Source organism: Dyadobacter sp. CY347 (assembly GCF_021502655.1).
GTDB lineage: Bacteria > Bacteroidota > Bacteroidia > Cytophagales > Spirosomataceae > Dyadobacter.
Window position 1 is genome coordinate 1,060,612 of the sequence record NZ_JAKFFT010000004.1, and the last position, 19,773, is coordinate 1,080,384.

17 protein-coding genes and 1 tRNA gene are annotated in these 19,773 nt (G+C 45.4%); 10 read left to right on the top strand and 8 right to left on the bottom strand.

Annotation, left to right across the window (positions count from 1 at the left end):
• Positions 1 to 20: 20 nt before the first annotated feature.
• The gene (locus L0659_RS12590; protein ID WP_235126400.1) at positions 21 to 2,192 is read left to right on the top strand and encodes a c-type cytochrome domain-containing protein; all 2,172 of its coding nucleotides are present in this window, start codon (positions 21 to 23) and stop codon (positions 2,190 to 2,192) included.
• A gap of 7 nt (positions 2,193 to 2,199) precedes the next feature.
• Here L0659_RS12590 and L0659_RS12595 read toward each other — a convergent pair whose 3' ends face one another.
• Together L0659_RS12595 and L0659_RS12600 are read right to left on the bottom strand one after the other, a co-directional pair.
• On the bottom strand, positions 2,200 to 3,378 hold the full coding sequence (locus L0659_RS12595; protein WP_235126401.1) for an AGE family epimerase/isomerase: 1,179 nt from the start codon (positions 3,376 to 3,378) through the stop codon (positions 2,200 to 2,202).
• A gap of 116 nt (positions 3,379 to 3,494) precedes the next feature.
• On the bottom strand, positions 3,495 to 3,824 hold the full coding sequence (locus L0659_RS12600; protein WP_235126402.1) for a hypothetical protein: 330 nt from the start codon (positions 3,822 to 3,824) through the stop codon (positions 3,495 to 3,497).
• A 219-nt stretch (positions 3,825 to 4,043) separates the two neighbouring features.
• On the opposite strand from L0659_RS12600, the gene L0659_RS12605 reads away from it, so the two are divergent.
• On the top strand, positions 4,044 to 5,327 hold the full coding sequence (locus tag L0659_RS12605; RefSeq protein ID WP_235126403.1) for a sorbosone dehydrogenase family protein: 1,284 nt from the start codon (positions 4,044 to 4,046) through the stop codon (positions 5,325 to 5,327).
• 1 nt (position 5,328) lies between these two features.
• Here L0659_RS12605 and L0659_RS12610 read toward each other — a convergent pair whose 3' ends face one another.
• Together L0659_RS12610 and L0659_RS12615 are read right to left on the bottom strand one after the other, a co-directional pair.
• Entirely contained in the window at positions 5,329 to 5,460 is a 132-nt protein-coding gene (locus L0659_RS12610; protein WP_235126404.1) for an SDR family oxidoreductase, read from the bottom strand.
• The gene (locus tag L0659_RS12615) at positions 5,460 to 6,245 is read right to left on the bottom strand and encodes a DUF1080 domain-containing protein (RefSeq protein ID WP_235126405.1); all 786 of its coding nucleotides are present in this window, start codon (positions 6,243 to 6,245) and stop codon (positions 5,460 to 5,462) included. The genes L0659_RS12610 and L0659_RS12615 overlap by 1 nt, the downstream gene beginning before the upstream one ends.
• Before the next feature lie 277 nt (positions 6,246 to 6,522).
• Here L0659_RS12615 and L0659_RS12620 point away from each other — a divergent pair, with 277 nt between their 5' ends.
• The gene (locus L0659_RS12620; protein ID WP_235126406.1) at positions 6,523 to 7,032 is read left to right on the top strand and encodes a hypothetical protein; all 510 of its coding nucleotides are present in this window, start codon (positions 6,523 to 6,525) and stop codon (positions 7,030 to 7,032) included.
• 57 nt (positions 7,033 to 7,089) lie between these two features.
• Here the strand turns inward: L0659_RS12620 and L0659_RS12625 are convergent, their stop codons facing one another.
• A complete protein-coding gene (locus L0659_RS12625; protein ID WP_235126409.1) occupies positions 7,090 to 9,462 on the bottom strand; it encodes a prolyl oligopeptidase family serine peptidase in 2,373 nt (790 codons plus the stop codon).
• A 118-nt stretch (positions 9,463 to 9,580) separates the two neighbouring features.
• Between L0659_RS12625 and L0659_RS12630 the strand changes: the two genes are divergently transcribed.
• The gene (locus tag L0659_RS12630) at positions 9,581 to 12,085 is read left to right on the top strand and encodes a M1 family aminopeptidase (RefSeq protein ID WP_235126410.1); all 2,505 of its coding nucleotides are present in this window, start codon (positions 9,581 to 9,583) and stop codon (positions 12,083 to 12,085) included.
• Between the two features lie 107 nt (positions 12,086 to 12,192).
• On the top strand, positions 12,193 to 12,696 hold the full coding sequence (locus L0659_RS12635; protein ID WP_235126411.1) for a DinB family protein: 504 nt from the start codon (positions 12,193 to 12,195) through the stop codon (positions 12,694 to 12,696).
• Here the strand turns inward: L0659_RS12635 and L0659_RS12640 are convergent.
• From L0659_RS12640 to budA, 3 genes are read right to left on the bottom strand one after another with little or no spacing between them, the layout of a single operon-like run.
• A complete protein-coding gene (locus L0659_RS12640) occupies positions 12,693 to 13,322 on the bottom strand; it encodes an HAD family hydrolase (RefSeq protein WP_233796276.1) in 630 nt (209 codons plus the stop codon). The genes L0659_RS12635 and L0659_RS12640 overlap by 4 nt on opposite strands.
• Before the next feature lie 30 nt (positions 13,323 to 13,352).
• Positions 13,353 to 14,375, bottom strand: coding sequence for an alpha/beta hydrolase (locus L0659_RS12645; RefSeq protein WP_235126412.1), 1,023 nt, complete (start codon positions 14,373 to 14,375; stop codon positions 13,353 to 13,355).
• A 3-nt stretch (positions 14,376 to 14,378) separates the two neighbouring features.
• Complete coding sequence (gene budA, locus L0659_RS12650; protein WP_235126413.1) at positions 14,379 to 15,071, bottom strand: acetolactate decarboxylase; 693 nt, start codon at positions 15,069 to 15,071, stop codon at positions 14,379 to 14,381.
• A 348-nt stretch (positions 15,072 to 15,419) separates the two neighbouring features.
• Here budA and glgB point away from each other — a divergent pair, with 348 nt between their 5' ends.
• The 5 genes from glgB (at position 15,420) to L0659_RS12675 (ending at position 19,628) form a co-directional block, all read left to right on the top strand.
• The gene (gene glgB, locus L0659_RS12655) at positions 15,420 to 17,429 is read left to right on the top strand and encodes a 1,4-alpha-glucan branching protein GlgB (protein ID WP_235126414.1); all 2,010 of its coding nucleotides are present in this window, start codon (positions 15,420 to 15,422) and stop codon (positions 17,427 to 17,429) included.
• A 112-nt stretch (positions 17,430 to 17,541) separates the two neighbouring features.
• Complete coding sequence (locus tag L0659_RS12660; protein WP_235126415.1) at positions 17,542 to 18,225, top strand: hypothetical protein; 684 nt, start codon at positions 17,542 to 17,544, stop codon at positions 18,223 to 18,225.
• Positions 18,226 to 18,248: 23 nt separating this feature from the next.
• Positions 18,249 to 18,920 (top strand): NUDIX hydrolase, encoded by a 672-nt coding sequence (locus L0659_RS12665; RefSeq protein ID WP_235126416.1) that lies wholly within the window; start codon positions 18,249 to 18,251, stop codon positions 18,918 to 18,920.
• Positions 18,921 to 19,025: 105 nt separating this feature from the next.
• Positions 19,026 to 19,100, top strand: a tRNA-Arg gene (locus tag L0659_RS12670).
• A 246-nt stretch (positions 19,101 to 19,346) separates the two neighbouring features.
• Positions 19,347 to 19,628: an Arm DNA-binding domain-containing protein gene (locus L0659_RS12675; protein ID WP_409019007.1), complete on the top strand. Its 282-nt coding sequence runs from the start codon at positions 19,347 to 19,349 to the stop codon at positions 19,626 to 19,628.
• The last annotated feature ends 145 nt before the right edge of the window (positions 19,629 to 19,773 follow it).

Consider the following 19,773-nt stretch of genomic DNA (forward strand, 5'->3'; position numbering starts at 1 on the left):
AATTTATCGGCTAAATTTTAATGCATTTGAGATTCAGGGTTTTTGCAGAACAGTTGTTAGTTGCCTCTAATATTGTCATTTTATTTTTACTGATCTTCGAAAGCAAACTGGTCATTCCCGCCTGGTTACAAACCGTCGGGCGCATGCATCCGCTGATCCTGCATTTCCCGATTGTAATTCTGCTTATTGCTATGCTGCTGGAATTTTTCAGATTCCGGCCGGAGTATGCGACCAATCAGTTTTATAAGAATTTCCTGCAAAACATGCTGCTGGTCGGCTCGCTTTTCGCTGCTGTAACCGTAGTTATGGGCTTGTTTCTGTCCAGGGAAGAAGGTTACTCTGGGGACGTTCTCACTTTTCACAAATGGACCGGCGCGGGCATCTTCTTTTTCGCGTCATTCATTTATTTTATCAGAAATACGACTTGGTATAAGGCTCCTGTCGCAAAAGCGGGTGCTTTTGTGACGGTTGCTGCATTGGTGATGACAGGACATTATGGTGCTGCATTGACGCACGGCAGCAATTTTATCTGGGAACCGATCGATAGCCAGAAAACAATGGCGGCAGTTCCTTTGGAGCAGGCCGTTGTTTTTACCAATGTGATCCAACCAATTTTGGAACAAAAATGTACGAGCTGCCATAATCCGGATAAGCTGAAAGGCCAGTTGAATATGGCGGATGCTGAATCATTGTTGAAAGGCGGCAAATCGGGCAAGCTGTTTGTGGCTGGAAATCCGGAGGTAAGCGTGCTGCTGAAACGGGTACATTTGCCCCTGGATGATAAAAAGCATATGCCGCCAACCGGCAAAGCGCAGCTGACATTGCAAGAGATTTCTTTGCTTACACTTTGGGTAAAAAAGAATGCTGATTTCAAGAAAAAACTCACGGAACTGCCTGCTAATGATTCGCTTAGAGTGTTTGCCACTGCGTATTTAAAGCCTGCCGAACAGGAGATTGCCTATAACTTCGAGGCGGCGGACGAGGAAACCGTTGCGAAGCTAAACACCGATTACCGCACCATTTTGCCACTCGCACGGGAATCCCCGGCACTTGCCGTGAACATTTACAATAGTGCAACGTATGATGTAAAGCAAATTGATGAACTAAGCGAGATAAAAAAGCAGGTTATATCATTGAACCTGAACAAAATGCCTGTGAAAGACGCGGATTTAAAGAGCATTACGCAATTTGAAAACCTACGCAGGCTCGACCTAAACTTTACAGATGTTACGGCCAACGGTTTGAAAACATTAGCATCATTAAAACATTTACAAAACCTCACATTATCCGGTACCAAAGTTGATTTCAATGATCTGAAAGCATTATTGCCCAATCTTAAACCGCTGAAAACAGTTGCAGTCTGGGACACAAAACTGACTGCTGCGGACGTGCAAAACTTACAAAATGCGAATAAGAACATTGACATTATCGGCGGGTTCAAAGACGATGGCAAGAGTCCTTTGAAACTAAACCCGCCACAGGTCAAAAACAGCTCCACAATCTTCGCCAAATCGCTCGATTTGGAGCTCAGGCACACGATCAAGAATGTGGACATTCGCTATACTACGGATGGCTCGGAGCCGGACAGCGTTAATTCGCCGTTATTTGATAAAATGCTGGTTACCAAGAGCGGGACCATTAAAGCCAAAGCATATAAAGATGGCTGGTATGGAAGCGACCTGGCTATTTTTGAGTTTTTCAAAAGCGCCTATAAGCCAGACAGCGTCAACTTGTTAGCACCATTAAACCGGGTGCATCAGGCGGAAGGCGCCAAGACATTTTTTGATCATAAATTGGGTCTTATCGGAGCCAATAACCCTGCCTGGGCCAACAACTGGGCAGGTGTGAAGGACAACGGCATGACATTTTTTTCAGAATTCAAAAAACCAGTCCTTATCTCGTCACTCGGCCTGCATTACATGGTCGAAGAGGATACAGGAATTTTCCCTCCCGAATCGATTGAAGTTTGGGGCGGTGATAATGCGCAGAGCCTCAAATTACTGACCAAGTTTAAGGCTCAAATGCCTAAGAAAGGGGATAGGCCCAGTTTGCAAACAGTGGAAGGAACATTCAAGCCGCAAAGTGTTTCTTACCTCAAAATTATTGCGAAACCATTGAACAAGATCCCGGACTGGCACAGGAGCAAAGGCAACAAAGCGCTGCTACTGGTGGATGAAATGTTCCTTAATTAAGAGAAAATCAGCTTTTCGAAACGCGTCTGAGCATTTCTGCGCATGCCCTCGCATTGTGATAGGGACATTTCCAGAAATTGATCTTATCGCCCTTCACCGGCGTGCCGTCTGCCTTCACAGTGCCGTGCCATTCACCTTTTTCGTGATCCACAAATTTACCTACGATGTAATCCCAGCTGCGTTCGGCCTTCACTTTATATTGCAGGTCATTGGTAAGCTGGTAAGCATTGTAAAAACCGACCATTTGCTCCGCCAGAACCCACCAGGAACGGTCCGTTTGCAAATGTTTCGTTTCGGGGTCGTATTCATAATTGAGCGCGCCATCTGCTGCAAGTCCCTTGCTTGCAGAATCAGCCATCGCAATGGCCACCTTTTTGAGCTTTCCGATCAGGCGTTCATCATGCAGGATTTCGGCCGTTTCGAATAAAAGCCAGGAAGCTTCAATGTCGTGTCCATAGGAAACAATGTGGTCTTTGGGCTTCCATTTTTCATCAAAAAACAGCTCCATACTGTTCGTTTTCGGGTTTACGATCCTGGTAATGATCGCTTCCAGCATGTCGGCGGTTTGTTTTTTCAGTTTCGGGTCCGGCCACACGCTGTATAAATTGGCATAGGCTTCCACCAGGTGCAAATGCGTGTTCATGCTTTTGACCCATGGACTTTTACTCAGAATATAATCGTCTGTTTTGGTCCAGTCACGTGCAAATGCTTCTCTATAACCGCCATTAACCGGGTCAAATGCATATTTTTCGATGGCATTGAATAATTCTTTTGCCTTGTCCAATGCAGGCTGGTGATGTGTCACGCGGAAATATTCACTGAGCCCATACATGGCAAATGCATTGCCGTAAATCTGCTTTTTGGTTTCCAAAGGCGTCCCATCTGCTTTTACAGACCAATACACGCCGCCATGCTCGGGATCAAAAAAGTATTTGACCAGTTGCTGGTAAGCGCGGTCGGCTAATGTCAGATATTTGGCTTCCTTGAAAAGCCTGTGCGCAAGCGAGTAAGTCCACAAAATTCGGCCTGTTAACACCACAGAACGTTCAGCATCTTTTACAGGCTGGTTTTCATAATTCACCCGGCCATAAAATCCGCCTTTTTCCGGATCAGGGCCGTGTTCTTCCCAGTAAGTTAGGATGCTGATTAGTTCTTTCCTGAATGCTTCGGGAGTAAATTCGGCCATGTTCCAATTGGTTTTTTTAGAAAAAGTATGGGGCCGATCATTCATACTTATAACAATTTTGGGCATAAAAAAACCGGGCAATGTGGTTGTCCGGCTTTAAGATATGTTTGAGGAGACTAGTCGCCCTGGTTTTCTTCCAAGTTTTCGTGATTGTCCCCGCCGAGGCTGTAATAGTTATTTTCTTCGTCTTCTCTGCCGATCATTTCGTCCTCATCATCATCTTCTGACCCCGGAACGTCCAGGTCATCGCCTACCAGATCATCGTCGAAGGATTTTTCATTCCAGTCATCCGATTCCAGTTCGATTTCGCTTTTTACTTTTGAAATGTCTTCGGGATCAATGTCCGGATCAATTAAGCCCTGACGAAAAATGTCTTCTTCCGCAGGATAGTTTCCCGGCAAGTCGTCGTCAAACAATTCATCGTCATCATCATCGTATGGATTCATAGCTCAAAATTTATTGGTTTACTAGTTGTAAGCGAGGTTTTTGTTCTTTTTACGATTCAAAGATGTTAAAAAAAATCATTCCAATTTACATTTAATTAAGGAAAATTGAAGGTGCACAACAAGTAATAAAGTTTCAGTGAAATGCTTTCTATTATAGATACGGAATTTGTCTGGCAAGCGGCTAGCGCTTTATTTATTTAACTCATTATTACTCATTACATGAGCAGAAAATTATCAAAATTCACAGGGGCATTTTTGGCATTAGCGGGCGCTACGGGCTTGTTTGCTTACACGAATGTTCCGGTTAATCCTCTTACATCCGGTAACAAAAAATTCCCGATCGAAGCGGCTGACCTCAAACTTCCTGCCGGCTTCTCGGCCAAGATCCTGGCCACGGACCTGGGCGCAACGCGGCATATGGTGATCGGGAAAAACGGGGATATGTATGTGAAGCTTTCCAAACTGAAAGACGGAAAAGGAATTTATCACATCAAGGACGCAAACGGCGACGGTGAAATCGAGAGCAAGACCCTTTTCGGCGATTACCCGGGAACAGGCATTGCGATCAAGAACGGCTATTTATACAGCTCTTCAAACAAAGGTGTTTTTCGTTATAAACTCAATGAAAAAGAGGAAGTTGTAGATTTTGAAAAACCAGAAAAAATCATTGAAGGGCTTACCGATCACGGCCGCGACAATGCTAAGCCGATTACGCTGGATAATGCGGGAAACATTTATGTGACGGTTGGTTCATATAGCGATAACTGCCGCGAAACCGGATCCGGCAAAGGAATGTCGCCCTGCACGATCCTGGATTCTGCGGGCGGAATATGGAAATTCAAGGCGGATAAGGCCGGACAGACCTTTTCTGACGGCGTTCGTTTTGCAACAGGTGTAAAAAACGCAGTAGGCATAGATTGGGATCAAAAAACGGGTGCATTGTATGCAACTGTGCACGGCAGAGGTAAGTTTGACGATTTCTACCCTCAGTATTACACGCCGAAACAAAGTGCAGAGCTTCCGGCTGAAACCCTTTACAAATTAAAGGAAGGCGACGATGCGGGCTGGCCTTACATTTACTACGACCATTTCCAAAACAAAAAGATCCTTGCGCCTGAATATGGCGGCGATGGGAAGAAAACGGCAGGTGAGAAAGCGATCAATCCTTTGGTAGCATTTCCGGCGCATCTCGGACCTAACGCGATCATGTTCTATACGGGCAGCCAGTTTCCGGCCAGATATAAAAATGGCGCGTTCATTGCGTTTCACAGTCAATCCGCGGAGTTGAAAAAAGGCTATCTCGTTGCATTTGTGCCATTTGTGAATGGTAAGGCTGGTAAATGGGAGATTTTCGCTGATAATTTCGCCGGAACGGATCTGGTAAAACCAACCGGCCCGATCCAGCATCGCCCATGCGGCCTCGCACAAGGTCCTGATGGCGCACTTTACGTAACCGACGACCTGAACGGCACTATTTTCAAAATTGATTACAAGAAGAAATAGCTTAGAGGCTTAATCCGCCATCTACATAAATATTCTGGCCGGTGATGAAGCGTCCTGCTTCGGAGCAGAATAAAACGGCCATGGCAGCACAATCCTTCGGGTCACTAATCTGGCCCGAAGGATTGATCTTCATTAAAAATCCGTATCAGCATTACTGAGTGACTCGTCTTTCACCCAAATATTCCGGTAATAAACATCGTGGCCTTCGGATTGCAGTTTTAAACCGCCCGGTGTATCTGTAATGCCTTTTCCGCCATCGTTGCCACCATCAATTCCTGAATTAGGACCACCCCAAACCTGGCTGATCTGCTGATTGGTATGAACTTTTTTACCATTGAAATACAAGGTTACCATGGGTTTTTCCACCATCTTTCCATCCTTGAAACGCGCCGCCCTGAACAAAATATCATAAGAATTCCATTTGCCTATGCCATTGTAAGCCGCATATGGCGATTTGGATTCATTGATAACGGCCGCCATTCCATGTGAAGTTGTATCGCCGTCCAGGACCTGGATTTCATAACGGTTCTGCAAATAAACGCCGCTGTTGCCGCCTTCTTTTGTGATCAGAAATTCCACATGCGCACGGAAGTCCTTGAACTGCTTTTTGGTGACAATGTCTGCTGAGCCATATTTGCCGCCGGCCGAAGCAGGGTCATTGCAATTGATCACCGTTCCTTTGTCAACCGGATCGTTCACGACGGTCCATTTGATAGGAGGCTTTGCCGAGAAACGAGGGCCTTCCCAATAGATCCATTTTTCGTCCAGCATCTTGCGGCTGCCATCCATGAAAACCTCCGCGCCTTTGGGAGCCTTGGTTCCGACTCCTACTTGCGCCTGCGCCGCCGCTACAAATGCAATGGCAAGTATGCCTTGGACCGTAACGACCATCTTTATTTTGGAAAATATCTGCTTCATATAGAATGGTTAAGGATTAAATGTCTGTTTATACCAAATGTCTTCTGGCATAGAGCATAAGGCTTTCTGAATTTGTAAATACTCTTTTTGCGATCTTTTTGTTGTAATGTAGAACAAAAACCACAAGTAACTCAACGTATAATAATGTAAAAATCAGTCGGTTCCACACTCACAGCACTTTTAGGAATAAAAGTAGGTGTGATGTTAATGGAACAGTTCTTTTTACCGAGAGCGCATAAATTATTAAAGTCGATGTTGAACTATTACGAGGAGAGCGATGATGAACAGCACACATACCAAAGGCAGCGTGAATACCTTAACGAGTGTATTTGCAACCAGAACAGATGCGGAAAACGCATATAAGGCATTATTAAAATTAGGATATGAAGCGGGAGAAATCACGCTGATCATGTCGGAAGAAACGAGCGAAAGGCTTTATCAATATCATGATAAGGACCTTGATTATAATCGCGAATCCAGCTTAGGAAAAGGTAAAAAGCTACAAGTAACCAGAATCTCGGATGCATTGGATGTGTATGGTAGGTTTGTGGCGATTCCGGGACTGGCACTTGTAGTGGCAGGAAAATTAGACGAAGGCGGCCAGCGGGCTATTGCGGGCACTGTATTGTCTGACGAATATGCGACATATTTTCAGAGACGCATTCAGGAAGGTGAAATCCTCATCGATTTCGGCCTGCACAATCTAAAAGAGCGCAACCTGATCATCAACCTTTGGGAAAATTACGGCGGTTATTCGTTGGTCCGTAAGATCAATAATGCTGCGTAATATTTTCTTTAATTGAAAAGAAGCCATGTAGGAGAAATCCAGCATGGCTTTTTCGTTTTACAAATGCTCTTCAAAAAGTTTAAGGATCCGCTTGTACTCGTCGGTCCACGACGATGCTTCCACAAATGCGTGGTCTTCCATGGGGTAGGAAGCCAGTTCCCAATTGTTCTTGCCCAATTCGATAAGCCGCTGCGAAAGTCGCACAACGTCCTGATAATGAACATTAACATCAACCATTCCGTGGCACATGAGCAAATGGTTTTTAAGTCCGGCAGCATGATAGATCGGTGAGCTTTTCCGGTAAGCCAGGCTGTCCGATTGCGGTTCATTCAGAATGTCGGCCGTGTAAGGATGATTATATGAGGCCCAATCCGTCACCGGGCGCAATGCTGCTCCGGCAGCGAACACTTCCGGTGTTGTAAATAGGCCCATTAATGTGATAAAACCTCCGTAAGAGCCGCCGTAGATGCCAATTTTTTTGGGGTTAATCCCGTAATTTTTAATCAGCCATTTTGCGCCATCTGTGTTGTCCGTGAGATCTTTACCGCCCATAAATCTGTAAATTCCCGTTCGCCAGTCGCGGCCGTAACCGGAGCTTGCGCGATAATCCAGGTCAAGCACAGTGTAACCCTTGTCAACGAGCATGTTGTTGAACATATATTCCCGGAAATACTGGCTCCACCATTTATGCGCATTTTGTAAATAACCCGCACCATGCACAAAAATCACCGCTTTGCCATTTGATTTCTTAGGTTCGTAAACGCGCGCATAAATGTCCTGCCCGTCAGTGGCCTTAATGGTGACCACTTTTGCTTTTCGCCAGGGATAAGAAAGGAACTCGGCCGTTGTGGATTTGGTAACTTGCTCAGGCTGTGAAGTTTTGGTGCTTGCGCCAGTGTTATCCATTACAAACAGCTCCCAGGGAACATTGCTTTGGGAATAGCGGACAGCCATTTTGGTCTCATCAGGCGATAATGTCACCTCGTGCGCACCGGTCTGCTGCGTTATGCGTGTGCGCTGCCCGCCGGTTACAGGCATTTTATAAAAATGCTGCTCGCCGGGATGTACTTCGTTGGTTATGAGGTAAAAAGACTTTTTGTCTTTGGATAAAACAACTTGCTGCACTTCAAATTTCCCGGAGGTAAGGGCCGTTTTCTTGCCGCTGGCAACATTAATACTATAAAGATGCGAGTAACCCGTTTCTTCACTCTGAAAGTAAATGGTGTTGTCATCAATAAAGCCGATTTCGCCTGAACTCATCGGATAGCCGCCTATTCCCGGCCCGCCGATCCAGGCTTCATCCCGCTGGCGATCAAGCAATTTCAATGTTAATGTTTCGGGATCAAGTGCCATGATCCAACGGTCCTTGCCGTCGAGCGATCGCACCACCACAACTGCATTCTTACTGTTATCCGACCAGAACGGCCCATTAATAATCACATCCCGCTCTTTGTTTTTCCACGCAGAATCTTGCTTAGGATAGTCTTTCAGATAATCCGGTTTATCGCTGATGCCCGGAATGTCCTTCACGCTGACTTTTAATGTTGTATCTTTTTTCACCTGATAAACCCAGAATTCAGATTGTGAAGCTGGTGCACCAACTTTGGTCCTGGCATCGATATCTTCCGTAAAACCCGATTCTGTAACATAATTCGGAACAATGGTCGACTTTGCGGATTTATTTGATTGCGTCAGTCTGTAAGTGATAAACTGCCCGTCCGGACTGATCTGCTGATTGGAGACATTCTTTTCGCCGAGGTAGATTTCTTTGGGATAAGGCGCTTTTTCCGCGTCTGTTATTTTTTTACCCGCATCCTTTTTCTCTTTGCGCTCTTTTAAAACCTCGAACATTGCCAGCTGATCGTCTTTCAGAAACTTTTCCTGGCCTTCCAGTTTACCATCCGATTTCTTCGTTCCTGTCTTGAAATCAGTCAGTTGGCTCAAAAGTCCGTTATCCAGGGCTATGCTGAACAAGTTCACTCCCCTCGTAAAAATCACGCGCTGATCATCACCGCTGAAAGCCGGATTATTTTCCCGCTCAACAGTGTTCGTGAGTTGCCGGATTTTGAAATCACTTGTCGAGATCAGATAAATGTCCCCATTCTTCTCGTACAGCCTTTCCGTTTTTTGCTGATTATAAACGTCACTTTTGACCGGCAAACTTTTACGCGTGGCCGGGGCTATCTTGCTTATTTTTTTCGACGCGAGGTCATAGCCATACAATGAGTCAGCCGCATTCTTATCCGGATTCCAATTGAAATAGATCGTCTTACTATCCTCCGACCAATATACATCCGTCGGCGAAGTGCCCATCCATTTCTTCGGATCCCGCATAATTTTCTCAACTGTAAGCGTGCCGAGGGTTTGGGCCTTTGATGATTGTGTAAGCAAATAAATGGCTACTAAGGCTAGGCGAAAGAAGTGCAGCATATGGGAATTAGACTTTTTGATTCGTAGATTAAATATACTGATGTTATGATACATCGAAGAAAGGCACTAAAAGTTAACGCTGCAAATGCTATTTTTGGCGGTTACCATTTACTCGTGTATGAAAATTTCTGGCTGGATTGCTTTATTGATTGTTGTTTTGTTTCAGTTTGGATGCTCGGACCAGAAAGCGGAATTACCTGACAAAGGTGTTAGTTATCAGCTGAATGAGCGGCGGAAAAATACAATTGACAGCATTGATTATAACATTCAGCTTGACATTCCGAGTAAAAAAAATGAGCAGATAAAAGGCATCGAAACCATTTCCTTCAACCTGAATGCGCTCGATTCAGCACTGGTTTTAGATTTTAATTCAGATAGCACCCACATTATTTCCGTCCAATCGGAAGGTGACGAAGTTGATTTTGAAGTGGCAAACCAGCACATCATCATCAGCCCCGAAAGCCTGAAAAAAGGAAGAAATACGCTCATGATTGGCTTCATGGCCGGTAACCTTTCCCTGAACCGAAGCGACGAATATTTATACACGCTCTTCGTCCCCGACCGCGCTTCGACCTGCTTTCCGTTGTTTGACCAACCCAATTTAAAGGCGACCTATACGCTAACATTAAGCGTCCCCGATGGCTGGGAAGCCGTTTCCAATGGCAGTTTGAAATCGAAAACTTCCAGGAGCGGTAAATGTGTTTTTCAGTTTGCCCAGACCAAGCCGATCAGTTCCTATCTGTTTGCCTTTGCAGCCGGGAAGTTTTTTAAAACCAATAAAACGGTGAATGGCAGGCCGATGACCATGTACTACCGCGAAACGGATGCTGCCAAAGTGGAGCGGAACAAGAATGAAATTTTCAATCTGCACGCCAAATCGCTTTCCTGGCTGGAAGATTATACGCGCATTGATTACCCATTTGAAAAATTTGATTTTGTGCTTATCCCCTCGTTTCAATACGGCGGAATGGAGCATCCGGGCTCTATATTTTATAATGAGTCGGCTCTTTTTCTGGACGAAAACGCCTCGTTGAATGAGAAAATGGCACGTGCGAGCGTGATCGCGCATGAGTCGGCGCATATGTGGTTTGGCGATCTGGTAACGATGGACTGGTTCAATGATGTCTGGCTGAAAGAGGTTTTTGCAAATTTCATGGCGGCTAAAATTGTTCATCCGAGCTTCCCCGAGATCAACCACGACTTGCGTTTCCTGCTGGCGCATTTTCCGGGTGCATATGATGTGGACCGGACGGCGGGCACCAACCCCGTTTTACAGGATCTGGGTAACCTTAAAAATGCCGGAACGCTATATGGGGCCATTATTTACATGAAAGCACCCATTGTAATGAGGCAGCTCGAACGGAAAATAGGAGCAAATCTTATGCAGGAAAGCCTGGGAGAATATTTGAAAACGTATTCATTCGGAAACGCCCGCTGGGATGACCTCATCCGGATTATCGATAAAAAAACGCCGCTTAACATTGCGGATTGGAGCCGTGTGTGGGTTAAAACGCCGGGCATGCCGGAATACATGTATGCAAATGATGCAGGAAACGGGAAATATGTTCAAAAACCGGATTCAGTATCTAATCGAACCTGGCAGCAACCGGTCGGCATGAAGGGTCTTGGGCAGAACAAGCAGCATTACCGCTTCCCGAACCCAGACGGAACTGCTTACGGTTACTTCCGGATGGACAGTACGAGCACAGATTATTTTTTTAAACATTATAATAAATCCGGCGATTCTGTTCTTTCGAAGCCTGTTTTTCGCGGGGCAATGCTTGTGAATATTTGGGAAGGTTTTTTGCGCGGCGACGGGCCCGCAGCGGATAAGCTGCTGCGAGATATGCTGCGCACCTTGCCGAAGGAAAAAGATCCGCTACTGACCGATTATTTGTTGGGGCGTTTGCAAAGTCTCTGGTGGTCGTTTCTGAGTGATGAAAACCGCGCAAAATACCAGTCCGAAGTTGAGCGCGTAACCTGGGAGTTGCTCAATAAAACGACGGATAAGGGGATTAAAAAGTCTTATTTCCGGACATTTAAACGCATTGCAGTAAGCCAGAATGCTTATACGAAGATGGAATCATTGTGGAATAGTACGCTGGTTTTAAAAGATCTGACCTTATCGGAAGAAGACAAAATTTCGCTGGCATATGAGCTTGCATTGAGGGGAACCGGGGATGTGAAAGGCATTTTACAGGCACAGCTGGATAGCACCAAAAACCCGGACCGCAAGGCGCGAATGCAGTTCGTGATCCCGTCATTAAGCCAAAATGAAAAGGAGCGCGATGCATTTTTCGAATCATTGAAAAAACCTGAAAACCGGGAGAAGGAAGCATGGGTGCTGGACGGCATTTCGAATCTAAACCATCCGTTACGGTCCGCAAGCGCAACCAAATATCTGCGGCCATCACTTGAACTGTTGCAGGAAATCCAGCTTACAGGAGACATCTTCTTCCCCACGCGCTGGACCAACGCCACGTTTTCGGGACATTCGTCCAAGGTGGCGACCGACATTGCCGCAAAATTCCTCAATGAACATCCGAATTATCCTTACTTCCTCAAAAACAAAGTGTTGCAGGCTGTTGATATACCGCAAAGGGCAGTGCGATTGAAGCGTTAAGGAGGGCGTTTCCGGCGTATGATGTTTTAGATTGGTTGTTAATATTAACCCATCATTAGCAATAACAGGCATTGTTTTTTTGAATTTAAAAATAAAAAACAAACGCTATGGAAAACAAACATTTTGCGACTGCCTACATCCGGGAGTTGGAGGCAGAGTACACTTCTACCAAAAAATGCCTCGAACGTATTCCGGAAACCGCGTATGATTTCAAGCCACATCCCAAATCAATGGAAATGGGTTACCTCACGCTGCTCGTTGCCGAGATCCCGTTGTGGGTGGCGGTGATGGTGGAGGAGGGAGAGATTGATTTCATGACCTTCAAACATTTTGAAACCAGGGAACGGGAAGCTGTTGTACGTCACTTTGACGAAAATATCCAGCGTGCCAAAGCCGCTCTGCAAAATGCCACAGAGGAAAGTCTGGCGAAAGAATTCAGGCTGATGAACAATGGTCAATTGCTTTACGGCGAGCCTATGGTTGCGGCAATCGGATCAACAATTAACCATTGGGTGCACCACCGCGGGCAGTTAACGGTTTATATGCGATTGAACGACATTGCAGTTCCCTCGATTTATGGCCCGTCTGCGGACGATAAAAGTTTCGGTTAAACGCGTTCGAATCGTTCTTTCTTTAAATCTTCCAGGATCTCTTTGGTAGATTCGAAACCAGTGTGGTGAAAAGCTCGTAACCCGAGCTTTTTGGCCATATTGGCGAACATGATCCGGTCGTCGAAATACACACATTGACTCGGCGTGGCCTGAGCAATGCCCATAGCAAGCTCAAATATCCGTGGATCAGGCTTGCGCATTTTGACTTCGCATGAAGAGATAAAAGCATCAAAACAGGTGTGGAGCTTGAATTTCTGAACCCTGTAATCATTCAATTCCTTGCCCTCATTATTGATCGAAATGATCCGGAAGCCGCAGTCTTTTTTCCATTCTTTGAGCCAGGCCAGCATTCCGGGAAGCTCTACGGATTGCGAGTACATAAATTCCTTAAAATCTTCACGCACAAAATCCCTGGGATGATTGAAGATCACCGTGTCCAGATATTGGTCCAGGTTAATGCTGCCGACTTCATATACATTAAAAATAAAATTGTGAAGCTGGTCCATTTCCTTATAATCCAGCCCAAACTTCTCTGCGGCCAAGATCCGGGATTCGTGCCCCCAGCCATTGCTGAGCAACACGCCACCAATATCGAAAAAGAGAATTTTAAGATCGCTGATTTGCATCGCGGAAAGAATTTTTAAGTGAACTGAATATTATTTTACATTGCGTTTTGCCCAGTTGAAAATGGTTGAATACACTTCCTCGCGCACGGGCTTGCGGGATAGAATGAGGTCGTGCATGCCGCCCTGGATCGCCTGAATGCTGTATTGACCTACAATATTCTGCGCCTGCCGCGCGATTTCTTCCACGTTCAGCACCGCATCACCGGTGAACATGACATCGCTCCATTTTTTCTCATCAATAGATTTTGCGGCGTGGAGGACAAGCACGGGTTTGTCGATTTGCAGGCCTTGTGATAATTTGAGCTGACCCAAATGAATGGCCCGGATCCAACCAAAATTCACCGGAGGCGCAATGTGAGGTTTCCATCCCAGATTATAGCTCCATTCACCATGCGCGTCTTTATGCAAACTCTCTCCATATAAAGGGTTTAGCCCTGCGCTAATGGTCGTTTCAGGATGCTTTTCTGCGCGTTTTACTATGACCGGAATTGCTGTTTTCTTTAAAACAGATTTTACATTCAGATCAAAAAACGGACTATTTAATAAAATAGCGTCGAACATTTCCTTACCGTTTCGCTCGGCGGCATAAAGCGAAATGATCAATCCGCCCGTTGAATGTCCGCTCAGCAGAATATTGTCTGACCCTTCGGTTTTGATCACACTTAAAACAGTGTCAATGTCAGCGAAATACTCCGAAAGGTCCCGCACATTGTTGAATTTTTGATTGGCCAGAAAAGACCGTCCGTATTTGCGCAAATCAACGGCGTAAAAGTTATAACCTTCCGCAATGTAACGCTCCGCCATTTCTTCCTGGAAAAAATAATCATTGAAACCATGCACATAAAGCACAGCTTTGTCGCTTTTTTCAGGTGTTTGCTTTTTTATAATGGTGCACGTCACACTGCCTTCGTAATCAGACGGTTGCACAATCGTAGCCTGTTTGAAACCATGGCCAAGAATATCAGCAAAATACGTAACCTGTGCACACGCCGAACCGGATCCTATAATGGTTAAGGCCAGATAAAAGCGCAGGGTTTTTGATAAGGAGTACATCAATTACTCAATTTTTTTAAGTTCAGCACCACGGTCGGGTTTGAGGTTTACATTCAAAAACTCCGCATTGGTGTTATTTTCAATTGTAAATCCTTTGGCAAAATCAATTTCAACGGTCACTGCGTCTGTATTAAATTTAAAAATATGGCCGCCCGCTTTGAAATCGTCCGCAATATAATGCAAATGAAAACCCGGAACATTCGTTCGGGCCAGATAGGGCGGGAGCAGGAACCCAACGCACGTGCCGGTTGTGTTATTGTAGTTAAAAAGTTTCTGATTTTCGCCCAGATGCGCCGCAAGTGTCGTATAAGGCGGTTTTGCCGGACTGGCTGCGCGGGTTGTCATGGTGGAAAATGTACCCGTGATCTTGATCGCGTAAATCGTGTTTGCGTTGAGTTTCTGAACCAGGTGCTCCTGTAATTTCTCGTAAGTCAGATCAGGCCCCTTCAAATAAATCGTCGTATCGGCCTCGAAGAATTTGACGAACGCGGCGGATGTGCTGTCGCTGTCGGGGACTTCTCTGACGCTGCCGTCGGAGCTCATTTTGTAAACCTTGCCTTTCAGCATGATTAACTCCCCGTCTACCTTATTAAATGTACCCACTCCGAAATCACCTTTCGGTTTCAGGTTTCCAATGGTGAGGTCGCCATCAAAGACGCCGGCCATCAGCGCATCGATAATGGAATATTGATACATAAAGTCTTTCCCGGGATTATTTGGTGAACCCGGCTTTTTTACGGATTGGCAACAGATCAGAAAAATGGAAAGAATGCATGCGGACAGAAGGGATAGTACGTTACGTCTGGTAAAATTGTTCATCATGAATGAATACAGTGATCGTTAAATTTAAGGCCTTTCCAATCAGCAAAAGTGCAAAATTAATTTCTGTCTGCCCGATACAATTCCTACTACTAAATTGTAATATGCCGCTGTATTTGACGGATTTAACATTTAAGACTAAAAAAATATATACTTTTTAAGAAATAGTTTAATAAAATTGTAAATCTTACATGTTCATTGAGATTTTAAAATTGTGCATTGCAAATGGCTAAGTTAACTGATAAAAAAAAGACAGAACCGGTTATTGATCTCACTGAAAGCACGGCGGACGGCGTAAGGGATCACGGGCTGAATGCAGTAGAAACTGTTAGCCGTTTTACTGATTTCGATATTCACCTCTTCCGACAAGGCAAGCATTTCAAGCTTTACGAGAAACTGGGGTCGCACGTCATGGATTTTAAAGGCGTAACCGGAACCTACTTTGCGGTCTGGGCACCTAATGCATCCAATATATCCGTTATCGGAAATTTTAATGGCTGGAACAATTCCACGCATGCGCTGGCTCCCCGTTGGGACAGTTCCGGGATTTGGGAAGGCTGGATCCCGGACATCGGGGTAGGAGAGGTTTACAAATATTATATAGTTTCCCAAAGCGGCGGCGCCCAGGAAAAATCGGATCCTTTTGCTCTATGGTGCGAAGTTGCGCCGAGGACGGCATCCATTGTCTGGGATACTTGGTATGAATGGGGCGATTCGGAATGGATGAAAGTCCGCAAGGAAAAAAACAAGCTTAATGCGCCGATTTCGGTGTATGAGGTGCATCTTGGCTCCTGGCAACGCGATCCTTCCGATCCTGAAAGATATCTTACGTATAAAGAAATTGCTGTAACACTGGTTCCTTATGTAAAGGAAATGGGCTTTACGCATGTGGAACTGATGCCGATCATGGAGCATCCGTATCCTCCGTCATGGGGATATCAGATCACCGGATACTTTTCCTGCGCATCTAGGATGGGAACACCGCAGGAACTGATGTACCTGATCGATGCGCTTCACCAGGCGGGCATCGGCGTGTATGTGGACTGGGTCCCTTCGCATTTTCCAGGCGACGCACACGGACTTTTCCGCTTCGACGGAACCTCACTTTACGAGCATGAAGACCCGCGTAAGGGCTATCACCCCGACTGGAAAAGCTACATTTTCAATTATGGACGCAATGAAGTAAAGTCGTTTTTGATCAGTAATGCCATTTTCTGGCTGGACCGTTATCATACAGATGGCTTGCGCGTGGACGCAGTGGCATCTATGCTTTATCTGGATTATTCAAGAAAGCACGGAGAGTGGATCCCTAATGAATTTGGCGGAAGAGAAAACCTGGAAGCCATTGCATTACTAAGGGAAATGAACGTTGCCGCTTATACCGAATTTCCTGACATCCAGACCATTGCCGAAGAATCAACTGCATTTCCCGGCGTTTCCCGTCCTGTTTTTGTAGGAGGACTTGGTTTCGGGATGAAATGGATGATGGGCTGGATGAATGATACATTAAAGTATTTTGAAAAAGATTCCGCATTTCGCAGGTGGCATCAGGATCAACTGACATTCAGCCTGGTATATGCGTTTTCAGAGAACTATATGCTGCCGTTTTCTCATGATGAGGTGGTTTACGGCAAGAAATCGCTGATCAATAAAATGCCGGGCGACGAGTGGCAGAAATTTGCTAATCTGAGATTGATGTTCACCTATATGTTTACACATCCGGGAACAAAACTCATGTTCATGGGGTGTGAATTCGGGCAGACATCTGAATGGAATTTTGAACAAAGCCTGGACTGGCATTTGCTCGATAATCCAAATCATCAAGGCATGAAATTGTGCGTAACAGCGCTTAACCAACTGTATAAGACCGAACCGGCCATGTACGATTTCTCCTTCTCGCACGACGGGTTCGAATGGATCGATACGCAGGACAGGGAAAATTCGGTGCTTGTTTTTGCAAGAAAAGCCACAGACCCAAACCAGAATCTGGTTGTTGTGCTAAATCTCACGCCGATTCCGCGCAAAGGTTACCGCGTTGGCGTGCTCACCGCAGGAAGCTGGCAGGAGATATTCAACTCGGATCAGACCGAATTTCAGGGCAGTGGCGTTGTTAATGCGGGACCTGTTACCTCAGAAGCACATCAATGGCACGGCAAAAGCAATTCTGTAATCCTTGATCTGCCGCCTATGGGGGCGATCGTCCTTAAAAAAAGTACACTGGCGAGAAGCATATAATTAGTATTTAGCCGTTTACTTAATTTGCATATTACTTAGGCAGAGAAGCAGATCTCTGCCTTATTTTTTTGTACATTTTTTTACCTTTGCCCATCACATCATTTAGAAATCAATGAAAAGCTTCCGATTAATAGTACTTTTTATTCTTGTTGGTTCAATTCAAGGGTTTACACAAAGTCTTTCCCGTGTAACATCAGGTGTTGATCTGGGGCTGGGATATCAGGAAGAGGAATGGGTGCCGGCAGCTTTGTATCACCAGGAACTGAGCCTGGCGAATTTTCAATGGTTCAGGATAGGTTGGGGCGTTCGGACATGGGGATATTATGCAGGCAGGACCAACCTGACCCCAAAAGACAATGCATTATCTCGCGACACGCTGGAATTCGGCCGGTTGAGCGCCAATGGAGCAAGCTTTGTACTTGGCGCAAATGTCAGGTTATGGCGCTTTGACATCGGGGCCAACACAGATCTTTTCGGAATTGCCTTCGGTTTGAGGAGAAACGGATTATACACAAAACCAGGTTTTTCAGAAGGAGAAGGGGCAAAATATTACAATGCTTATGTTAAGAGCAATCCAAGCACGCTCAACTTTTTACCACTCGCACTGGACAACCAGAACGGAAATTCGGAAGTATTTGTACGCTACTGGATCACCGACCGCTTTGGCGTGAAGCTCGGCTACACCTCGGGACGCATCACCTATGCAACCGAAGCCAAGCTGGACAACGGCCAGAAACGTTTCAGCAAAACGTACGGCGTTCCTTATTTCGCATTGTCCTTCCCATTGTATAATTAATCAGCACACACATTCGTCAACCTATGAGCGAAAAGCTTACAGATTCTCATAAATACAAGCTCTGGAAAGGCAAACTGGAAGGAAACGGCCTGGATATCCACCGAGTCGACGAGCTGTACAGCCGTAGAAACGGCAAAGGAGAAGTCCTTTTTTCATTGCTCTATACAGATGCAACAACCCCGGAAGGCAACAAGATCCCACCGATTTGTTTCCTCAAAGGCGAGGTTGTCAGCGTCTTGATTTGCTTCATCGACATTGAAAGCCGTGAGAAATTTCTGTTGCTCGTACAGCAGCGAAGGATTTGCGACGGCTCCATGACATTCGAACACCCAGCCGGAATGCTCGACAGTGAAAGCGATGCAGCAGCCGTGGCCGCCAGGGAAGTTTTCGAAGAAACCGGCATTCAGGTCCGGAAAGAACAATTGGTAAAAGTGAATGACCAGCCATTTTACCCGTCCACCGGCACCAGCGACGAAGCCATGTACATGTTCTACTGCGAGCTGGAACTGACTTCGGAAGCAATCCAATCCTACCACAACCAGACGCAGGGATTACTTTCCGACCACGAGTATATCAACACCCACGTCGTCCCGTTCGCAGAAGGCCACAAGCTGATCACCAATGTAAACGGAATTTTGCTTAATTACCTGTATCTCAAAGGCGTTCAGGACTGGGATCTTTTAAAGCAACTTTAAATGGCGCTAGCGAAGGATTTTTCCAAAACATTTCCTTCGTCAATTGGTCATAATTCAAAATAGGGGCTATATTTGCACCCCATTACCGGCTCCAAGCCACCAAGAGCACCCATAGTTCAATGGATAGAATTTCGGTTTCCGGTACCGACGATATGAGTTCGAATCTCGTTGGGTGCACCAGATAACTTATCAAAATCAATCAAAACCCTGCAAATCAATGATTTACAGGGTTTTTGTTTTTTCGAAAGATGTCAAAATATGCAATTTTTAACAAAACTTTGGTGAGCAAATCGAGACTTGAGTATCATATAAAAAAGTGCTCACCAAACTGCTTGTAAGTAATTGTATTTCAACTTGTTCACGGCTTAAACATCTTGATTTTTTATAACTGCATACCTACTTTTATTCACATAAAACAGGTGTGTTATGCTTAGTAAAACATTCACTTTGCTCTTTTATTTAAAGAAACGCAGTAATTACTTAGGTGGTAAGTTGCCGATATACATGCGTTGCACCACGAATCGATCAAGATTTGAATTAGCAGTAAAAAGGGATTGCGAGCCAGAAAAATGGAATTCAGCATCGGGAAGGGTAGCTGGCACGGTGAATGGTTGCGATGCTTTCGGGTTCGTCGGGCGTACCATATATGGTGCCGCCAGGGAAGTCAGTCATGCCCATGCAGCCCAATCCCTGAACGGAGACGTGTAATCCTTGGCTACCGAGCGCTACTTTTTCTAACTTGTTCATATTGCATTGTGGTTTAATCTATTTCTTATGCAACAAATGTAAGGGTGAGGCCCTCCCTGGCAGCTAAACGAAACGCAGTTTCTGCAATACAAAACGCGGTACTGCA